The sequence below is a fragment of the Pseudocitrobacter sp. 2023LY-00077 genome, assembly GCF_055796175.1.
This window is the reverse complement of the sequence record NZ_JBSPEI010000007.1, coordinates 135,930-153,486: the sequence shown is the minus strand read 5'-3', so window position 1 is coordinate 153,486 and position 17,557 is coordinate 135,930. Positions and strand designations below refer to the sequence as shown.

At 53.6% G+C, this 17,557-nt stretch carries 13 protein-coding genes and 7 tRNA genes; 16 read left to right on the top strand and 4 right to left on the bottom strand.

The features are described from left to right. Positions 1-288: 288 nt before the first annotated feature. On the bottom strand, positions 289-1,953 hold the full coding sequence (gene glnS, locus ACWWFX_RS11190; protein WP_276218395.1) for a glutamine--tRNA ligase: 1,665 nt from the start codon (positions 1,951-1,953) through the stop codon (positions 289-291). 183 nt (positions 1,954-2,136) lie between these two features. After that, positions 2,137-4,158, bottom strand: coding sequence for an N-acetylglucosamine-specific PTS transporter subunit IIBC (nagE, locus tag ACWWFX_RS11185; protein ID WP_407732333.1), 2,022 nt, complete (start codon positions 4,156-4,158; stop codon positions 2,137-2,139). A 323-nt stretch (positions 4,159-4,481) separates the two neighbouring features. Here nagE and nagB point away from each other — a divergent pair, with 323 nt between their 5' ends. The 5 genes from nagB to asnB all read left to right on the top strand — a co-directional run bounded on the left by nagB (position 4,482) and on the right by asnB (position 10,474). After that, positions 4,482-5,282 (top strand): glucosamine-6-phosphate deaminase, encoded by an 801-nt coding sequence (nagB, locus tag ACWWFX_RS11180; protein ID WP_015965356.1) that lies wholly within the window; start codon positions 4,482-4,484, stop codon positions 5,280-5,282. Positions 5,283-5,337: 55 nt separating this feature from the next. After that, positions 5,338-6,483: an N-acetylglucosamine-6-phosphate deacetylase gene (gene nagA, locus ACWWFX_RS11175; RefSeq protein ID WP_473223812.1), complete on the top strand. Its 1,146-nt coding sequence runs from the start codon at positions 5,338-5,340 to the stop codon at positions 6,481-6,483. Between the two features lie 12 nt (positions 6,484-6,495). Further along, positions 6,496-7,716 carry a DNA-binding transcriptional regulator NagC gene (nagC, locus tag ACWWFX_RS11170; RefSeq protein WP_276218401.1) on the top strand — a complete coding sequence of 407 codons (1,221 nt, stop codon included), beginning with the start codon at positions 6,496-6,498 and terminating at the stop codon, positions 7,714-7,716. An 86-nt stretch (positions 7,717-7,802) separates the two neighbouring features. Next, the gene (gene nagD, locus ACWWFX_RS11165) at positions 7,803-8,555 is read left to right on the top strand and encodes a ribonucleotide monophosphatase NagD (RefSeq protein WP_015965359.1); all 753 of its coding nucleotides are present in this window, start codon (positions 7,803-7,805) and stop codon (positions 8,553-8,555) included. Positions 8,556-8,809: 254 nt separating this feature from the next. Then, on the top strand, positions 8,810-10,474 hold the full coding sequence (asnB, locus tag ACWWFX_RS11160; RefSeq protein WP_113857513.1) for an asparagine synthase B: 1,665 nt from the start codon (positions 8,810-8,812) through the stop codon (positions 10,472-10,474). A 44-nt stretch (positions 10,475-10,518) separates the two neighbouring features. Here the strand turns inward: asnB and ACWWFX_RS11155 are convergent, their stop codons facing one another. Continuing rightward, on the bottom strand, positions 10,519-10,959 hold the full coding sequence (locus tag ACWWFX_RS11155; RefSeq protein ID WP_456147409.1) for a hypothetical protein: 441 nt from the start codon (positions 10,957-10,959) through the stop codon (positions 10,519-10,521). 349 nt (positions 10,960-11,308) lie between these two features. Between ACWWFX_RS11155 and ACWWFX_RS11150 the strand changes: the two genes are divergently transcribed. From ACWWFX_RS11150 to ACWWFX_RS11120, 7 genes are all read left to right on the top strand, one after another. Further along, positions 11,309-11,385 (top strand) — tRNA-Met (locus ACWWFX_RS11150). Between the two features lie 8 nt (positions 11,386-11,393). Beyond that, positions 11,394-11,478: transfer RNA gene (locus ACWWFX_RS11145), tRNA-Leu, on the top strand. A 23-nt stretch (positions 11,479-11,501) separates the two neighbouring features. Beyond that, a tRNA-Gln gene (locus tag ACWWFX_RS11140) sits at positions 11,502-11,576 on the top strand. A gap of 36 nt (positions 11,577-11,612) precedes the next feature. Further along, positions 11,613-11,687, top strand: a tRNA-Gln gene (locus tag ACWWFX_RS11135). 19 nt (positions 11,688-11,706) lie between these two features. Then, a tRNA-Met gene (locus ACWWFX_RS11130) sits at positions 11,707-11,783 on the top strand. A gap of 44 nt (positions 11,784-11,827) precedes the next feature. After that, positions 11,828-11,902, top strand: a tRNA-Gln gene (locus ACWWFX_RS11125). A 36-nt stretch (positions 11,903-11,938) separates the two neighbouring features. Beyond that, positions 11,939-12,013 (top strand) — tRNA-Gln (locus tag ACWWFX_RS11120). 93 nt (positions 12,014-12,106) lie between these two features. On the opposite strand, the gene ubiF is transcribed toward ACWWFX_RS11120, so the two are convergent. Beyond that, the gene (gene ubiF, locus ACWWFX_RS11115; RefSeq protein WP_473223811.1) at positions 12,107-13,282 is read right to left on the bottom strand and encodes a 3-demethoxyubiquinol 3-hydroxylase; all 1,176 of its coding nucleotides are present in this window, start codon (positions 13,280-13,282) and stop codon (positions 12,107-12,109) included. Positions 13,283-13,444: 162 nt separating this feature from the next. Here ubiF and miaB point away from each other — a divergent pair, with 162 nt between their 5' ends. The 4 genes from miaB to corC all read left to right on the top strand — a co-directional run bounded on the left by miaB (position 13,445) and on the right by corC (position 17,542). Beyond that, entirely contained in the window at positions 13,445-14,869 is a 1,425-nt protein-coding gene (miaB, locus tag ACWWFX_RS11110) for a tRNA (N6-isopentenyl adenosine(37)-C2)-methylthiotransferase MiaB (RefSeq protein WP_231828185.1), read from the top strand. Positions 14,870-15,055: 186 nt separating this feature from the next. Next, positions 15,056-16,102 carry a PhoH family protein gene (locus ACWWFX_RS11105; RefSeq protein WP_231828186.1) on the top strand — a complete coding sequence of 349 codons (1,047 nt, stop codon included), beginning with the start codon at positions 15,056-15,058 and terminating at the stop codon, positions 16,100-16,102. Continuing rightward, positions 16,099-16,566, top strand: a complete 468-nt coding sequence (ybeY, locus tag ACWWFX_RS11100; RefSeq protein WP_015965365.1) for an rRNA maturation RNase YbeY — start codon at positions 16,099-16,101, stop codon at positions 16,564-16,566. The genes ACWWFX_RS11105 and ybeY overlap by 4 nt, the downstream gene beginning before the upstream one ends. Positions 16,567-16,663: 97 nt before the next feature. Then, complete coding sequence (corC, locus tag ACWWFX_RS11095; RefSeq protein WP_015965366.1) at positions 16,664-17,542, top strand: CNNM family magnesium/cobalt transport protein CorC; 879 nt, start codon at positions 16,664-16,666, stop codon at positions 17,540-17,542. The last annotated feature ends 15 nt before the right edge of the window (positions 17,543-17,557 follow it).

The window sequence follows — 17,557 nt, the reverse complement described above, 5'->3', positions numbered from 1 at the left end:
AGAGTATTTTTCGCGACGCGAATTATCAATCCTTTTTCGCAAGCAAAATGCAGGACTATGACAAAGCGCACATATTTCGTTGCGTCTTGTAACAAATGCGATTTATTAACATTAAGCGGCGCAATGCCTTATCTCATCAGGGGAAAATGTTAATTGCGCAGGTTGCGAGGATGTATCTGGGTGAAATGATGCAAACGGGTGATGCCTGCATAAAAAAGATTAATTCGCATCGCGAATATGAGAGACAAAAAAAACGCCGCAGATGCGGCGTTTTTCACAAGCAGAAACTTACTCGCCCGCTTTCGCCCAGGTGTCACGCAGGCCAACGGTGCGGTTGAACACCAGTTTTTCTGCGGTAGCGTAGCGGCTGTCGAGGCAGAAATAGCCTTCACGCTCGAACTGGTACGCTTTACCGGCAACGGCAGCTTTCAGAGACGGTTCAGCAAAGCCCTGTTTGATTACCAGTGAATCCGGGTTCATCACCGACAGGAAGTCATCTGCCGCACCTGGGTTCGGCACGCTGAACAGACGATCGTACAGGCGGATTTCAACCGGCAGCGCGTGTGCCGCGCTCACCCAGTGAATAACGCCTTTCACTTTACGGCCATCTGCCGGGTCTTTGCTCAGGGTATCGGCATCGTAGGTACAGAAGATGGTGGTGATATTGCCTTCAGCATCTTTCTCTACGCGTTCCGCTTTAATGACGTAAGCATTGCGCAGACGCACTTCTTTCCCCATCACCAGACGCTTGTACTGCTTGTTGGCTTCTTCGCGGAAGTCGGCACGATCGATCCAGATTTCACCGCTAAACGGTACTTCACGGCTGCCCATTTCCGGTTTGTTCGGATGGTTCGGCATGGTGACCATTTCGCCTTCGCCCTGGTAGTTTTCGATAACCAGTTTCACCGGATCGATAACCGCCATTGCGCGCGGAGCGTTTTCGTTGAGATCTTCGCGAATACAGGATTCCAGCGACGCCATCTCAATGGTGTTGTCCTGCTTGGTCACGCCGATGCGTTTGCAGAACTCACGGATAGCGGCAGCGGTGTAACCACGACGACGCAGACCAGAGATGGTCGGCATACGCGGGTCATCCCAACCTTCAACGTGTTTTTCCATCACCAGCTGGTTCAGCTTACGCTTGGACATCACGGTGTATTCCAGATTCAGGCGCGAGAATTCGTACTGGCGCGGGTGAACCGGAATAGAGATGTTGTCGAGAACCCAGTCATACAGGCGACGGTTGTCCTGGAATTCCAGGGTACACAGGGAGTGCGTAATGCCTTCCAGCGCATCGCTGATGCAGTGGGTGAAGTCGTACATCGGGTAGATGCACCACTTGTTGCCGGTCTGGTGATGCTCGGCAAATTTAATACGGTACAGCACCGGATCGCGCATTACGATGAACGGCGACGCCATGTCGATTTTCGCGCGCAGGCAGGCTTTACCTTCTTCGAAGCCGCCGGTACGCATTTTTTCGAACAGCGCCAGGTTCTCTTCGACGCTGCGGTCGCGGAACGGGCTGTTTTTACCCGGCGCAGTCAGGGTGCCGCGGTATTCGCGGATCTCTTCCGGCGACAGTTCGTCAACATAGGCCAGGCCTTTGTTGATCAGTTCAACGGCATATTGATGCAGTTGATCAAAATAGTCTGAGGAGTAGTGAATATCACCGGCCCAGTGAAAACCTAACCACTCGACGTCGTGTTTAATCGACTCGACGTATTCGATATCTTCTTTTACCGGGTTAGTGTCATCAAAACGCAGGTTGCACAGGCCCTGATAGTCCTGCGCGACGCCAAAGTTCAGGCAGATCGATTTCGCATGGCCGATGTGCAGATAACCGTTCGGCTCAGGCGGAAAACGGGTATGGACTGTGGTGTGCTTCCCACTGGCCAGATCTTCATCGATGATCTGACGAATAAAGTTACTCGGGCGGGCTTCAGCCTCACTCATCGTGGATTCCTCAAAAGCGTAAATAACGTATAACGGCGTATGATCTTATAAGCCGGACGCAGAGACAACCCTTAACTTACAGAAAATGCGTCTTTGAAGAGGAATATGGGGATCATTTGCTGCAAAAAAAAGCGGCGGAGGAAAGTCCCCCGCCGCTTAAGGCAATCGCGAACTCAGGAGCGATTATTTACCTTTAATTTCATACAACGCTGTTTGCCCCGCAACGACATGACCCTGCGCCTTAATCACCAGGCCGCTGAAGTCGTCAATGTTGCTGCAAACCACCGGGCTAATCATTGAACGTGCATTGGCGTTCAGGTAGTCGAGATCCATTTCCAGAACCGGCTGACCTGCTTTCACTTCGGCACCCTCTTCCACCAGGCGAGTAAAGCCCTGGCCGTTCAACGCAACGGTATCGATACCCATGTGGACAACGATTTCCGCGCCTTTCTCGGTTTCCAGGCAGAACGCATGGTTGGTGTTAAAGATTTTAACGATAGTGCCCGCCGCCGGGGAAACCACGGTTTTATCCGTTGGTTTAACCGCCACGCCGTCACCCACCGCTTTGCTGGCAAAGGCTTCGTCTGGCACCTCTTCCAGCGCCACCACGTCACCGGTGACCGGGGAAACCAGCTCGGCAATCACCGTGCTGTTATTCGGCACAGCTTGCGGTTTAGCCGCAGGCGCTGCTGCCGGTGCCGCAGTGGCTTCAGCCGCCGCAACCGGGCCTGTGGTTTTCATCGCGTTGGCGATTTTCTCTGCCACGAAGCCAACGATAATCTGCACGCTGGTTTTGTTCAGGCGAATCACGCCGGATGCGCCCAGACGTTTCGCCATTGCGTCGTTCACCAGAGAAGAGTCTTTCACGTTCAGACGCAGACGGGTGATACAGGCATCAATGCCGGTCAGGTTGTCAGAACCACCAATCGCGGCGATGTACTGACGCGCCAGGCCGGAAACATCCTGCTCTTTATCGCTACCTACATTCGTGTCCTGACCATCCGCTTCGCTACCGGCAACCGCCAGCTCGCGACCCGGGGTCATCAGGTTGAATTTGGTGATGGTGAAACGGAACACCACGTAGTAGATAACGAAGAACACCAGGCCCTGCGGGATCAGCATCCACCAGTGTGTCGCCAGCGGGTTACGCGAGGAGAGCACCATATCCACCAGCCCGGCGCTGAAGCCGAAACCGGCAATCCACTGCATGCTGGCCGCGATAAATACGGAGATACCGGTCAGGAAGGCGTGGATCACGTACAGTACCGGCGCCACGAACATGAAGGAGAATTCCAGCGGCTCGGTGATCCCGGTGAAGAATGCCGCGAAAGCACCCGCCATCATGATACCCAGCACTTTCGCTTTGTTCTCAGGACGCGCGCAGTGATAGATAGCCAGCGCTGCACCCGGCAGGCCGAACATCATGATTGGGAAGAAGCCCGCCTGATAACGACCGGTGATACCGACAACCGCTTTACCCGCTTCGATAGACTGTGCGCCACCGAGGAAGTTAGGAATGTCGTTAATGCCCGCCACGTCGAACCAGAACACGGAGTTCAGCGCGTGGTGCAGGCCAACCGGAATCAGCAGGCGGTTGAAGAAGGCGTAAACGCCCGCGCCAACGGAGCCCAGTTTCTGGATGTGCTCACCGAAGTTCACCAGACCGTCGAAAATTACCGGCCAGATGTACATCAGAATAAAAGCGACCACGATCATCACAAACGAGGTCAGAATCGGCACCAGACGGCGACCGCTGAAGAACGACAGCGCCTTCGGCAGCTCAACGCTGCTGAAGCGGTTGTAGAGTTCCGCAGAGATAATACCGACCAGAATACCCACGAACTGGTTGCTGATCTTACCGAACGCCGCCGGAACCTGGTCCGCCGGGATCTTCTGGATCATCGCTACCGCCGCCGGAGAACACAAAGTGGTCAACACGAGGAAGCCCACAAAGCCGGTCAGCGCCGCAGCACCGTCTTTATCTTTTGACATCCCATAAGCCACACCAATGGCAAACAGGACGGACATGTTATCAATAATGGCCGAGCCAGACTTAATGAAGAACGCGGCAAGGGCATTATCGCCACCCCAGCCAACAGGGTCGATCCAGTAACCAACCCCCATCAAAATTGCCGCTGCAGGCAGCGTGGCGACCGGCACCATCAGTGCGCGACCGACCTTCTGTAAATAACCTAGAATACTCACTTTATTCCCCCTATGAGACCCTGTTAGGCTCACGCTTTGCTGTTTTTTTATAGTGTTACAACTGATAAGTACGACGAATTATTCATTGACATGTGGAGTGTGTGAAAAATTAATTCGTATCGCAAATTAAACACCCATTTTTTGTGATTTTTGTCACCAAATATCGCTATACCCCCTCCCTTTTGCTGGCTAACTCGCAAAACTTATTTTATCATTCAAAAAATCAAAGCGGATTGACCCCTTGTTACCGCGAAAGTGCGTTACGCTTTATGATAAGCATTCGTCAATCCACGACCTTTTTAAATTAACTATAGAGGTGAACAATGAGACTGATTCCCCTGGCTACAGCAGAACAAGTGGGCAAATGGGCCGCGCGTCATATCGTTAACCGCATCAACGCGTTCAACCCAACCGCAGATCGTCCGTTCGTGCTGGGTCTGCCGACCGGCGGCACACCGCTGACTGCCTATAAAGCACTGGTAGAAATGCATAAAGCGGGCCAGGTTAGCTTCAAGCACGTTGTGACGTTCAACATGGACGAATACGTGGGTCTGCCGAAAGAGCATCCGGAAAGCTATCACAGCTTCATGCACCGTAATTTCTTCGACCACGTTGATATTCCGGCTGAAAATATTAATTTGCTGAATGGTAACGCCGCAGATATTGACGCAGAATGCCGTCGTTATGAAGAAAAAATTCGTTCTTACGGCAAAATCCACCTGTTTATGGGCGGCGTAGGCAACGATGGCCACATCGCGTTCAACGAACCGGCGTCTTCTCTGGCTTCCCGTACCCGTATCAAAACCCTGACACACGAAACCCGCGTGGCGAACTCCCGTTTCTTTGACGGCGACGTCTCTCTGGTTCCAAAATACGCGCTGACCGTTGGCGTGGGCACCCTGCTGGACGCTGAAGAAGTGATGATTCTGGTGCTGGGCAACCAGAAAGCACAGGCGCTGCAGGCTGCTGTAGAAGGCAACGTCAACCACATGTGGACCATCAGCTGCCTGCAGCTGCATCCGAAAGCCGTTATGGTGTGCGATGAGCCGTCCACGATGGAGCTGAAAGTGAAAACGTTGAAATATTTCAACGAACTGGAAGCGGAAAACATCAAAGGTCTGTAATGTATTATCGCCCTGCGGCATGTGCAGGGCGCTTTTTAGAAACCCGGGGGTCGTAATGTATGCATTAACTCATGGTCGGATTTACACTGGCCGCGAAATTCTGGATGACCACGCGATTATTATCGCCAATGGCCTTATCGAACGTCTCTGCCCGCTGGCAGAATTACCGTCAGATATTGAACAACGTTCAGTCAACGGCGCCATTATTGCCCCTGGTTTTATCGACGTTCAGCTGAATGGCTGCGGCGGCGTGCAGTTCAACGATACGGCAGAAGCCGTGAGCGTTGAAACGCTGGAAATCATGCAGAAAGCCAACGAAAAATCGGGCTGTACCAGCTACCTGCCAACGCTGATCACCTGTAGCGACGATCTCATGAAACAGGGCGTGCGCGTGATGCGCGAGTACCTGGCCAAACATCCTAATCAGGCGCTGGGCCTTCATCTGGAAGGGCCGTGGCTGAACATCATTAAGAAAGGCACCCATAACCCGGCCTATATCCGCAAACCCGAAGCCTCGCTGGTCGACTTCCTGTGTGAGAACGCGGACGTGATTACTAAAATCACCCTGGCCCCGGAAATGGTAGAGCCTGACGTTATCCGTAAACTGGTTGCCGCGGGGATCGTGATTTCTGCCGGTCACTCCAATGCGACGCTGGAAGAAGCCAAAACCGGCTTCCGCGCAGGCATTACGTTTGCCACCCACCTTTATAACGCGATGCCGTACATCAGTGGCCGCGAACCGGGTCTGGCGGGCGCCATTTTTGACAATGCCGACGTCTACTGCGGGATCATCGCTGATGGCCTGCACGTCAACTACGCCAACATCCGTAACGCCAAACACCTGAAAGGTGAGAAACTGTGTCTGGTTACGGACGCCACCGCGCCGGCAGGTGCAAACATTGATCAGTTCATTTTTGCTGGTAAAACAATATACTACCGTAACGGTTTGTGCGTAGATGAAAACGGTACGCTGAGCGGCTCCTCTTTAACCATGATTGAAGGGGTTCGCAATCTGGTTGAGCACTGCGGTATTGCGCTCGACGAAGTGCTGCGCATGGCCACGCTCTACCCGGCTCGCGCAATTGGCGTCGATAGCCATCTGGGCCAGATTGCCCCGGGCATGACCGCAAACCTGACCGCGTTCACGCGCGATTATAAAATCACCAAGACCATCGTTAATGGTGACGAGGTCGTTAACTGAGTAAGCGAAAGTATGACATCAGGCGGACAAGCTCAAATTGGTAATGTTGACCTCGTAAAACAGCTTAACAGTGCGGCCGTTTACCGCCTGATTGACCAGCATGGGCCAATCTCGCGCATTCAAATCGCCGAACAGAGCCAGCTTGCTCCTGCCAGCGTAACCAAAATTACGCGTCAGCTTATTGAGCGCGGATTGATTAAAGAAGTCGATCAACAGGCCTCCACCGGGGGCCGCCGCGCTATTTCTATCGTCACCGAAACCCGCAATTTCCACACCATCGGCGTGCGCCTGGGCCGTCACGATGCGACGCTCACCCTTTACGATCTCAGCAGCAAAGCGGTGGCCGAAGAGCACTATCCGCTGCCCGAACGCACCCAGGAAACGCTGGAACACGCACTGCTTAATACCATCGCCACCTTTATAGAAACCTGCCAGCGAAAAATTCGCGAGCTGATCGCTATTTCCGTGATTTTGCCCGGTCTGGTTGACCCGGAAAGCGGCGTGATCCGCTATATGCCGCACATTGCGGTGGAAAACTGGGGGCTGGTTGGCGCACTGGAAAAACGCTTTAACGTCACCTGTTTTGTCGGCCACGATATCCGCAGCCTCGCGCTGGCGGAGCACTATTTCGGTGCAAGCCAGGACTGTGAAGACTCCATTCTGGTGCGCGTACATCGCGGCACCGGCGCAGGGATTATCTCTAACGGGCGGATTTTCATTGGCCGTAACGGTAACGTCGGTGAAATTGGTCATATTCAGGTCGACCCGCTCGGCGAGCGCTGCCACTGCGGTAACTTCGGCTGTCTGGAAACCGTTGCCGCCAACGCCGCGATTGAACACCGAGTGCGTCACCTGCTGGAACAAGGCTATCAGAGCCGCATGACGCTTGATGATTGCAATATCAAAACTATCTGCAAAGCCGCTAATAAGGGCGATGCGCTGGCGACAGAAGTGGTTGAGCACGTAGGACGCCATTTGGGTAAAACCATCGCCATTGCTATCAACCTGTTCAACCCGCAGAAAATCGTCATTGCCGGTGAAATTACCGAGGCGGAACGTATTTTGCTGCCCGCCATCGAAGGCTGCATTAACACCCAGGCGCTGAAAGCGTTTCGCAAAAATCTGCCGGTGGTGCGCTCTACGCTCGATCACCGCTCCGCGATTGGCGCGTTTGCGCTGGTCAAACGTGCGATGCTCAACGGTATTCTGTTGCAGCATTTGCTGGAAGGTTAATCCTCTTGCGCGAGGCGGCCTCTCGCAAGGCAGCCTGCGTAATTCCGTGTATAATTACGCCTCTTTCAGACCATGTCAGGTAGTCCATGACCATTCAGAATGTAATTTGTGATATCGACGGCGTGCTGATGCACGATAACGTGGCCGTACCGGGTGCCGCAGAATTTCTAACTCGAATTCTGGAGAAAGGCCTGCCGCTGGTACTGTTGACCAACTACCCTTCCCAAACCGGGCAAGACCTGGCGAACCGTTTTGCCACCGCAGGCGTTGACGTGCCGGACAGCGTGTTTTACACCTCGGCGATGGCAACCGCGGATTTCCTGCGTCGTCAGGAAGGAAAAAAAGCCTACGTTGTTGGGGAAGGCGCGCTGATCCACGAACTCTACAAAGCCGGTTTTACCATCACCGATGTGAACCCGGATTTCGTGATCGTGGGTGAAACCCGCTCCTATAACTGGGAGATGATGCATAAAGCGGCCTTCTTCGTCGCCAACGGCGCACGCTTTATTGCCACCAACCCGGACACCCACGGTCGCGGTTTTTACCCGGCCTGCGGCGCACTGTGCGCGGGTATCGAAAAAATTTCCGGTCGCAAGCCGTTCTACGTGGGCAAGCCAAGTCCGTGGATTATTCGCGCCGCGCTGAACAAAATGCAGGCGCACTCCGAGCAGACGGTGATCGTTGGCGATAACCTGCGTACCGATATTCTGGCGGGCTTCCAGGCCGGGCTGGAAACCATCCTGGTGCTCTCTGGCGTCTCGACGCTGGACGATATCGACAGTATGCCGTTCCGCCCATCGTGGATTTATCCGTCAGTCGCGGAGATCGATGTGATTTAAGATTTATGTTGCCGGATGACTATTCGCTTATCCGGCAACCTCCGCAAACATCAATTCTTCAATGAAAACGTCAAATTATTGATGATTCGCTAATTCCTCAGTTCAAAACCTGTCCATTTTTCAGCATCCGGCAACTCCTGTTGCACTATTTCTTTTTCAGCCCCTAAAACGCTTGCGCCCTCTCCCGCTTTGCGGCATTTTTTATCCCATAGCCACAACAATTTCACGACATTACAGGGTTAACGGAGAAGTCTATGTGTTCGATTTTTGGTGTACTGGATATTAAAACTGACGCGGGCGAGCTGCGTAAAAAAGCGCTTGAGCTCTCCCGCCTGATGCGCCATCGCGGCCCGGACTGGTCCGGTATTTATGCGTGCGACAAAGCCATTCTGGCGCACGAACGTCTGTCGATTGTTGACGTCAATGCCGGTGCGCAGCCGCTGTACAACGAAAAGAAAACGCATGCGCTGGCCGTGAACGGTGAAATCTACAACCATCAGGCACTGCGCGCGGAATACGCTGACCGCTACCAGTTCCAGACCGGTTCTGACTGCGAAGTGATCCTCGCGCTGTATCAGGAAAAAGGCCCGGAATTCCTCGACGATTTGCAGGGGATGTTTGCTTTCGCCCTCTACGACAGCGAAAAAGACGCCTACCTGATTGGCCGCGACCACATCGGCATTATCCCGCTGTATATGGGTTACGACGAATTCGGTAACTTCTATGTTGCTTCAGAAATGAAAGCGCTGACGCCGGTTTGCCGCACCATCAAAGAGTTCCCGGCAGGCAGCTACCTGTGGAGCAAAGATGGCGAAATTCGTCAGTACTATCAGCGTGACTGGTTTGACTATGATGCGGTGAAAGACAACGTTACCGATAAAAACGAACTGCGTCAGGCGCTGGAAGAGTCCGTGAAAAGCCACCTGATGTCTGATGTGCCTTACGGCGTCCTGCTCTCCGGTGGTCTGGATTCCTCCGTGATTTCCGCCATCACCAAAAAATTCGCCGCACGTCGCGTGGAAGATGGGGAACGCTCCGAAGCCTGGTGGCCGCAGCTGCACTCCTTCGCCGTCGGTCTGGAAGGGTCGCCTGACCTGAAAGCCGCGCAGGAAGTGGCAAACCACCTCGGCACCGTGCACCATGAAATTCACTTCACCGTGCAAGAAGGTCTGGATGCCATTCGGGATGTTATCTATCACATCGAAACCTATGATGTGACGACAATTCGCGCCTCTACACCGATGTATTTGATGTCGCGTAAAATCAAAGCGATGGGCATCAAAATGGTGCTCTCTGGCGAAGGTTCTGATGAAGTGTTTGGCGGCTACCTTTACTTCCATAAAGCGCCAAACGCGAAAGAGCTGCACGAAGAGACTGTACGTAAATTGCAGGCGCTGCACATGTACGACTGCGCGCGTGCCAACAAAGCGATGTCAGCATGGGGCGTGGAAGCTCGCGTACCGTTCCTGGATAAAAAATTCCTCGATGTGGCGATGCGTATCAACCCGCAGGACAAAATGTGCGGCAACGGCAAAATGGAAAAACACGTTCTGCGCGAATGTTTTGAATCCTACCTGCCGGCAAGCGTCGCATGGCGCCAGAAAGAGCAGTTCTCCGATGGCGTAGGCTACAGCTGGATTGATACACTGAAAGAAGTAGCGGCGAAGCAGGTTACCGACCAGCAACTGGAAACCGCGCACTTCCGCTTCCCGTACAACACGCCGAGCTCTAAAGAGGGTTATCTGTACCGCGAAATCTTCGAAGAGTTATTCCCGGTGCCAAGCGCAGCGGAATGCGTGCCGGGCGGCCCGTCAGTCGCGTGCTCTTCCGCGAAAGCGATTGAGTGGGATGAAGCGTTCAAAACTATGGACGATCCGTCTGGTCGCGCGGTGGGCGTTCACCAGTCAGCCTACAAATAAGAGCGTGTTGTGAAATGCCCCGGCCCACGAGCCGGGGTTTTTTATTACTGTTTTTTCGTATCCTGTTCCAGGTACGCTGTCAGGAAATGTTCCGCGTTAGCACCCGACCCGTTAGAGAGTTCCTCGTTATAGTTGATCCACCAGTTGGATTGCTCATCAGGAAGATACAGGCTACCGTTGCCTTCTTTAATGCGCGCCAGTTCAAACGGTTTCCCTTTTATTTCAGCGGTATAGCTTTTCTCGCCGTCTCGCGTAATTTGAACTTTGCAGCGGAAAATACGCCCGTCAATGTCGTTATCGACATGCGAAACCTGCACTAACGCTTCATTCGCTTCGCGTGGCCCGATGCGCATCAGCCAGACAACGGCACCTTCCTGCCCGCGATAAGCCTGCACATATTTGCTGGTTTCCGGCCGAGCCTGATCGGCAAACGCGGACTGCATCAGTAAAAAAACACCTAAAAAAGCGGTAATCAAACGCAACATACTATTCCCTCAATAATGTAACGATGGGGAGCATCCCCTTATGGTCGTGACAAACATGCAGGCGCAACGCTTCCTGCCCTGACAAATTTGGCGGTATCAGTATTTCACAGAGCAATTTCTCAACACTATTGATGGAATCCGAATTTCATCCTTTACGCTGAAATAACAGCTTCATGCCGTGCATAAAAACACGAAGTAACCAATTTTTGCCGAATATTCCATCACGCTGTTCGCAACCTAACCAAACAGTCACATTCCGGCAATTTTCCTTGAAAAAGAGGTTGACGCTACAAGGCTCAATACGCATAATGCGCCCCGCAACGCCGATAAGGTAACGCGAAAAAAAGATGGCTACGTAGCTCAGTTGGTTAGAGCACATCACTCATAATGATGGGGTCACAGGTTCGAATCCCGTCGTAGCCACCATCTTTTTTGCGGGAGTGGCGAAATTGGTAGACGCACCAGATTTAGGTTCTGGCGCCGCAAGGTGTACGAGTTCAAGTCTCGTCTCCCGCACCATTCACCAATATGCGTTGCACGGATGGGGTATCGCCAAGCGGTAAGGCACCGGTTTTTGATACCGGCATTCCCTGGTTCGAATCCAGGTACCCCAGCCATATTTCTTCGATATTTGCGGATAACCGCGACGGTATTGGGGTATCGCCAAGCGGTAAGGCACCGGTTTTTGATACCGGCATTCCCTGGTTCGAATCCAGGTACCCCAGCCATCGAAGAAAGCAGTAAATTGGCTACGTAGCTCAGTTGGTTAGAGCACATCACTCATAATGATGGGGTCACAGGTTCGAATCCCGTCGTAGCCACCAAATTAGGAATTTATCGATTATTTCGGTAAACTAGCAAGAATTGTTGGGGTATCGCCAAGCGGTAAGGCTCTGGTTTCTGATACCAGCATTCCGAGGTTCGAATCCTCGTACCCCAGCCATTTTAAAAAGACGTTCACCTTGTGAGCGCACCCTGTTGGGGTATCGCCAAGCGGTAAGGCACTGGTTTCTGATACCAGCATTCCGAGGTTCGAATCCTCGTACCCCAGCCATATAAAACAAAAAAGCTCGCTTCGGCGGGCTTTTTTGTTTTTGTCGTTCAGAGGAAGTGCCGGATGCGCTACGCTTATCCGGCCCACGAAAAACTACAGTCCTAACGCATACTTCAGCGCCTGACGTTTTAACACGCCTGCGCGTTGGGCGGCCATGAGGCCGATATTACGCACCACTTTCAGCGGGCTGAGATCGTTACTAAAGCCAGCATAGAAGAGATCCATCCCGGACTGCATCAGCAGGTTATCCGCGCGACGGCGCGCCTGATAGCGCTTCAGCACCGTTTCACTGGCCCAATCTTCAGCATAACCGCGCGCATTCGCCAGCACGTCAATTAACGCATCCACATCACGATACCCCAGATTCACGCCCTGCCCCGCCAGCGGATGAATGGTATGCGCCGCATCGCCCACCAGCGCCAGCCCCGGCTGGACATACTGTAAGGCATGACGACGCGTTAGCGGGAACGAACCGGCAGCAACCGGCGTGACGTGTCCTAAACGCTGCGGAAAATGAGTATGAATTTCCTGTTGCAGCTGCGTCATGGTGAGCGCCTGTAGCTGGCGAATCCGCGCGGGCGTGTCATACCACACCAGCGATGCCCAGTGTTCAAAGAGCGGTAAAAACGCGCGCGGCCCGGTAGGTGAAAACTGCTGCCAGGTACTGTCGCCCGGATCGTTTTCACACTGCACGGTGATCAGCATGCAGGATTGCGGATACTGCCAGCCATGTGTGCCAATGCCAGCCATCTGACGTACCTGAGAAAATGCGCCATCCGCGCCAATCACCAGACGCGCGGACAACGTTTCGCCTTCAGCCAGCGTCACCACCCGGCGCCCAGCGTCCATCGTCATGGTGCTGAGGGTTTGACCGGTTTTCAGCGTGACCTGCGGATGTGCCTCAAGCGCCTGCCACAGCGCCAGCTGCAAGACGTTGTTCTCCACCATGTAACCCAACTGCGGCAGCTTCAGCTCAGCAGCATCAAATACCACGTGCGCGTTTTGCCACTCCCAGGTTTCGAGGCGACGCCAGGCATGCACGCGCATCGCCTGAATCGCATCCCAGACGTCAAGCCCGCTCAGGAGCGATACGGACGCGGCGCTGATAGCCGAGATTCGCACATCAGGCGGCGATGCCGGATCAAACGCAACAGGCGCGGATTTCTCCAGCACGGTGACGGAGAACCCTTCCCGCGCCAACCCTAATGCCAGCGCGCCGCCGACCATCCCACCGCCTACCACGGCGATGTCTGTTTGCTGAATTGTCATAGTCAATTATCCTTAACCGTTAATGCCTTAAGTTTACCGGATTTTGCGCCGCTTGAGGTCATACTGGTCACAACCGCGTCAAAGCATTACAATACGCGCCCTGCATTCCTGGCTATTTCCCCGCCATTTTCGGGGTTTAAACATTTGAGCAAGAGCAAGTCGATGACAAAAAAACTCCATATTAAAACCTGGGGCTGTCAGATGAATGAGTATGATTCATCCAGGATGGCCGATCTGCTGGATGCCACTCACGGGTATCAACTCACTGATGTGGCTGAAGAAGCGGATGTGCTGCTGTTGAATACCTGCTCAATCCGCGAGAAGGCACAGGAAAAAGTCTTCCACCAATTAGGCCGCTGGAAATTATTAAAGGAAAAAAATCCGAAGCTGATTATTGGTGTGGGCGGCTGTGTTGCCTCTCAGGAGGGGAAACTGATCCGCCAGCGTGCGCATTACGTCGATATTATTTTTGGCCCGCAGACCTTACACCGCCTGCCTGAGATGATTGATACCGTGCGTGGCAACCGCCGCCCGGTCATCGACGTCAGCTTCCCGGAAATTGAGAAGTTTGACCGTCTGCCGGAACCGCGTGCAGAAGGCCCGACCGCCTTTGTCTCCATCATGGAAGGCTGCAACAAATATTGTACTTACTGCGTGGTGCCGTATACCCGTGGTGAAGAAGTAAGCCGTCCGTGCGACGACATTCTGTTTGAAGTGGCGCAACTGGCGGCACAGGGCGTGCGTGAAATTCACCTGCTCGGCCAAAACGTCAACGCCTGGCGTGGTGAGAACTATGACGGCACGACGGGTTCATTCTCCGAACTGCTGCGCCTGGTCGCGGCTATCGACGGCATCGACCGCCTGCGTTTCACCACCAGCCACCCCATCGAATTTACCGACGATATTATCGATGTGTATCGCGATACGCCGGAACTGGTGAGCTTCCTGCATCTGCCGGTTCAGTGTGGTTCCGACCGCGTACTGAACCTGATGGGCCGCACGCACACCGTGCTGGAGTACAAATCGATTATCCGCAAGCTGCGCGCTGCGCGTCCGGATATTCAGATTAGCTCTGACTTTATCGTCGGCTTCCCCGGTGAAACGACACAGGACTTCGAGCAAACCATGAAGCTGATTGGCGAAGTGAATTTCGACGTCAGCTACAGCTTTATTTTCTCTGCCCGCCCAGGTACACCAGCCGCCGATATGGTTGATGACGTGCCGGATGAAGAGAAAAAACAGCGTCTGTACATTTTGCAGGAGCGTATCAATCAGCAGGCCATGGCGTGGAGCCGCCGTATGCTGGGCACCACCCAGCGTATTCTGGTTGAAGGCCTGTCGCGCAAGAGCGTGATGGAACTGACCGGACGCACCGAAAATAACCGCGTGGTGAACTTTGAAGGCACTCCGGATATGGTCGGTAAGTTTGTCGATGTTGAGATTGTGGATGTCTACACCAACTCACTGCGCGGCAAACTGGTGCGTACGGAAGATGAAATGGGGCTGCGCGTGGTCGAATCGCCAGAGTCCGTCATCTCTCGTACCCGTAAAGAGAATGACCTGGGCGTCGGTGTCTACCAGCCGTAAACCTTTCGGCCTGCCGCTCCGGCAGGCCTTGTTTTCTCAGCCTTTCACCCAAATATCCACTGCAATGCTTGCGCCTTTATTCGCTGGCGTGAATAATTTCATCAATGATGACCCGATTTTCGGGATGAGCCTAATCGTAGGCCGGATACGCGTATCGCCGTCCGGCAAACATGAAAGAGGAACAGTTTGAACATAGACACTCGCGAAATTACGCTGGAACCAGCAGACAACGCCCGCCTGCTGAGCCTTTGCGGCCCGTTTGATGACAACATCAAACAGCTTGAGCGGCGACTGGGCATCGAAATCAACCGCCGCGACAACCATTTCAAACTCACCGGACGCGCGATTTGCGTCACCGCGGCGGCAGATATTCTGCGCAGCCTGTATGTCGATACCGCCCCGATGCGCGGTCAGATTCAGGATATTGAACCGGAGCAAATCCATCTCGCGATTAAAGAAGCGCGCGTGCTGGAACAGAGCGCCGAAAGCGTGCCTGAATATGGCAAAGCGATCAATATCAAAACCAAGCGCGGCGTGATTAAACCGCGTACGCCGAACCAGGCGCAGTACATCGCCAATATTCTTGACCACGACATCACCTTCGGTGTGGGCCCGGCGGGTACAGGTAAAACATATCTGGCGGTCGCGGCGGCAGTCGATGCGCTGGAACGTCAGGATATTCGCCGTATTTTACTCACTCGTCCGGCGGTAGAAGCCGGTGAAAAACTCGGCTTCCTGCCGGGGGATTTAAGCCAGAAAGTTGACCCGTACCTGCGCCCACTGTACGACGCGCTGTTCGAGATGCTCGGCTTCGAAAAAGTGGAAAAACTGATTGAGCGCAATGTGATTGAAGTGGCTCCGCTGGCCTACATGCGCGGACGCACGCTCAACGATGCCTTTATCATTCTCGATGAGAGCCAGAACACCACCATCGAACAGATGAAGATGTTCCTGACCCGCATCGGCTTTAACTCGAAAGCAGTGATCACCGGCGACGTCACCCAGATTGACCTGCCGCGTAATACCAAATCCGGCCTGCGCCACGCGGTTGAAGTGCTGGCGAACGTCGATGAAATTAGCTTTAACTTCTTCCACAGCGAAGACGTGGTCCGTCACCCTGTGGTGGCGCGCATCGTTAACGCCTATGAAGCCTGGGAAGAAGCAGAACAAAAACGTAAAGCTGAGCTGGCGGCGGAAAGAAAACGCGAAGCTCAGGAACAGGAGCAGAAATGAGTCAGGTGATCCTCGATCTCCAGTTGGCCTGTGAAGACAACACCGGTCTGCCCGACGAAAGTCAATTTCAGACATGGTTGGATGCCGTTATCCCGCAATTTCAGGAAGAATCAGAAGTGACGATTCGCCTGGTGGATACCGCCGAAAGCCATGAGCTCAACCTGACCTATCGCGGGATGGACAAGCCGACCAACGTGCTCTCTTTCCCGTTTGAAGCACCGCCGGGAATGGAAATGCCGCTGCTGGGCGATCTCATCATCTGCCGTCAGGTGGTTGAACGCGAAGCAAAAGAACAGAACGTGTCGCTCGATTCCCACTGGGCGCACATGGTGGTGCACGGCAGCCTGCATCTGCTGGGCTACGACCATATCGAAGATGAAGAAGCCGAAGAGATGGAAGGCATCGAAACGGAGATAATGCTTGCTCTGGGCTATGAGGATCCGTACATTGCCGAGAAAGAGTAACTGCCGGGCTTCGGCCCGACAGTGTTTTATTGCCGTCTAACGCTGAGTTTGCGCGTGACGGCCCTGATTAACTAACCATGAGAACCCAAACGACGCCATGAGCGACGACAATTCACACAGTAGTGACACAGTAAGCAGCAAAAAGGGATTTTTCTCCCTCTTACTCAGCCAGCTTTTCCACGGTGAACCGAAAAACCGCGATGAACTGCTGGAGCTGATCCGTGATTCCGGGCAGAACGACCTTATCGACGAAGATACGCGCGATATGCTCGAAGGGGTAATGGACATCGCCGACCAGCGCGTTCGCGATATCATGATCCCGCGTTCCCAGATGATTACCCTGAAACGTAACCAGACCCTTGATGAATGTCTCGACGTCATCATCGAATCTGCGCACTCCCGTTTCCCGGTGATCAGCGAAGACAAAGATCACATCGAAGGGATTTTGATGGCTAAAGACTTGCTGCCGTTTATGCGCAGCGATGCCGAAGCCTTCAGCATGGACAAAGTGTTACGCCAGGCGGTTGTCGTGCCTGAGAGTAAACGGGTTGACCGGATGCTCAAAGAGTTCCGCTCACAGCGCTATCACATGGCGATTGTTATCGATGAGTTTGGCGGCGTTTCCGGCCTCGTCACCATCGAAGATATTCTGGAACTGATCGTCGGTGAAATTGAAGATGAGTACGACGAAGAAGATGATATCGACTTCCGTCAGCTCAGCCGCCACACCTGGACGGTGCGCGCGCTGGCTTCTATCGAAGATTTCAACGAAGCCTTCAGCACCCACTTCAGCGATGAAGAAGTCGATACTATCGGCGGGCTGGTGATGCAGGCGTTTGGTCATCTGCCGGCACGCGGCGAGACCATCGACATCGACGGTTACCAATTCAAAGTGGCAATGGCGGATAGCCGCCGTATCATTCAGGTTCATGTCAAACTTCCTGATGACGCGCCACAGCCGAAAATGGAAGACTAAACTAACAGGACATTT

Excerpts from the sequence above, each read along its gene's own strand:
- glnS (WP_276218395.1), bottom strand. The coding sequence starts at position 1,953 with ATGAGTGAGGCTGAAGCCCGCCCGAGTAACTTTATTCGTCAGATCATC.
- nagB (WP_015965356.1), top strand. The coding sequence starts at position 4,482 with ATGAGACTGATTCCCCTGGCTACAGCAGAACAAGTGGGCAAATGGGCC.
- nagA (WP_473223812.1), top strand. The coding sequence starts at position 5,338 with ATGTATGCATTAACTCATGGTCGGATTTACACTGGCCGCGAAATTCTG.
- nagC (WP_276218401.1), top strand. The coding sequence starts at position 6,496 with ATGACATCAGGCGGACAAGCTCAAATTGGTAATGTTGACCTCGTAAAA.
- nagD (WP_015965359.1), top strand. The coding sequence starts at position 7,803 with ATGACCATTCAGAATGTAATTTGTGATATCGACGGCGTGCTGATGCAC.
- asnB (WP_113857513.1), top strand. The coding sequence starts at position 8,810 with ATGTGTTCGATTTTTGGTGTACTGGATATTAAAACTGACGCGGGCGAG.
- ACWWFX_RS11155 (WP_456147409.1), bottom strand. The coding sequence starts at position 10,959 with ATGTTGCGTTTGATTACCGCTTTTTTAGGTGTTTTTTTACTGATGCAG.
- ubiF (WP_473223811.1), bottom strand. The coding sequence starts at position 13,282 with ATGACAATTCAGCAAACAGACATCGCCGTGGTAGGCGGTGGGATGGTC.
- miaB (WP_231828185.1), top strand. The coding sequence starts at position 13,445 with ATGACAAAAAAACTCCATATTAAAACCTGGGGCTGTCAGATGAATGAG.
- ybeY (WP_015965365.1), top strand. The coding sequence starts at position 16,099 with ATGAGTCAGGTGATCCTCGATCTCCAGTTGGCCTGTGAAGACAACACC.
- corC (WP_015965366.1), top strand. The coding sequence starts at position 16,664 with ATGAGCGACGACAATTCACACAGTAGTGACACAGTAAGCAGCAAAAAG.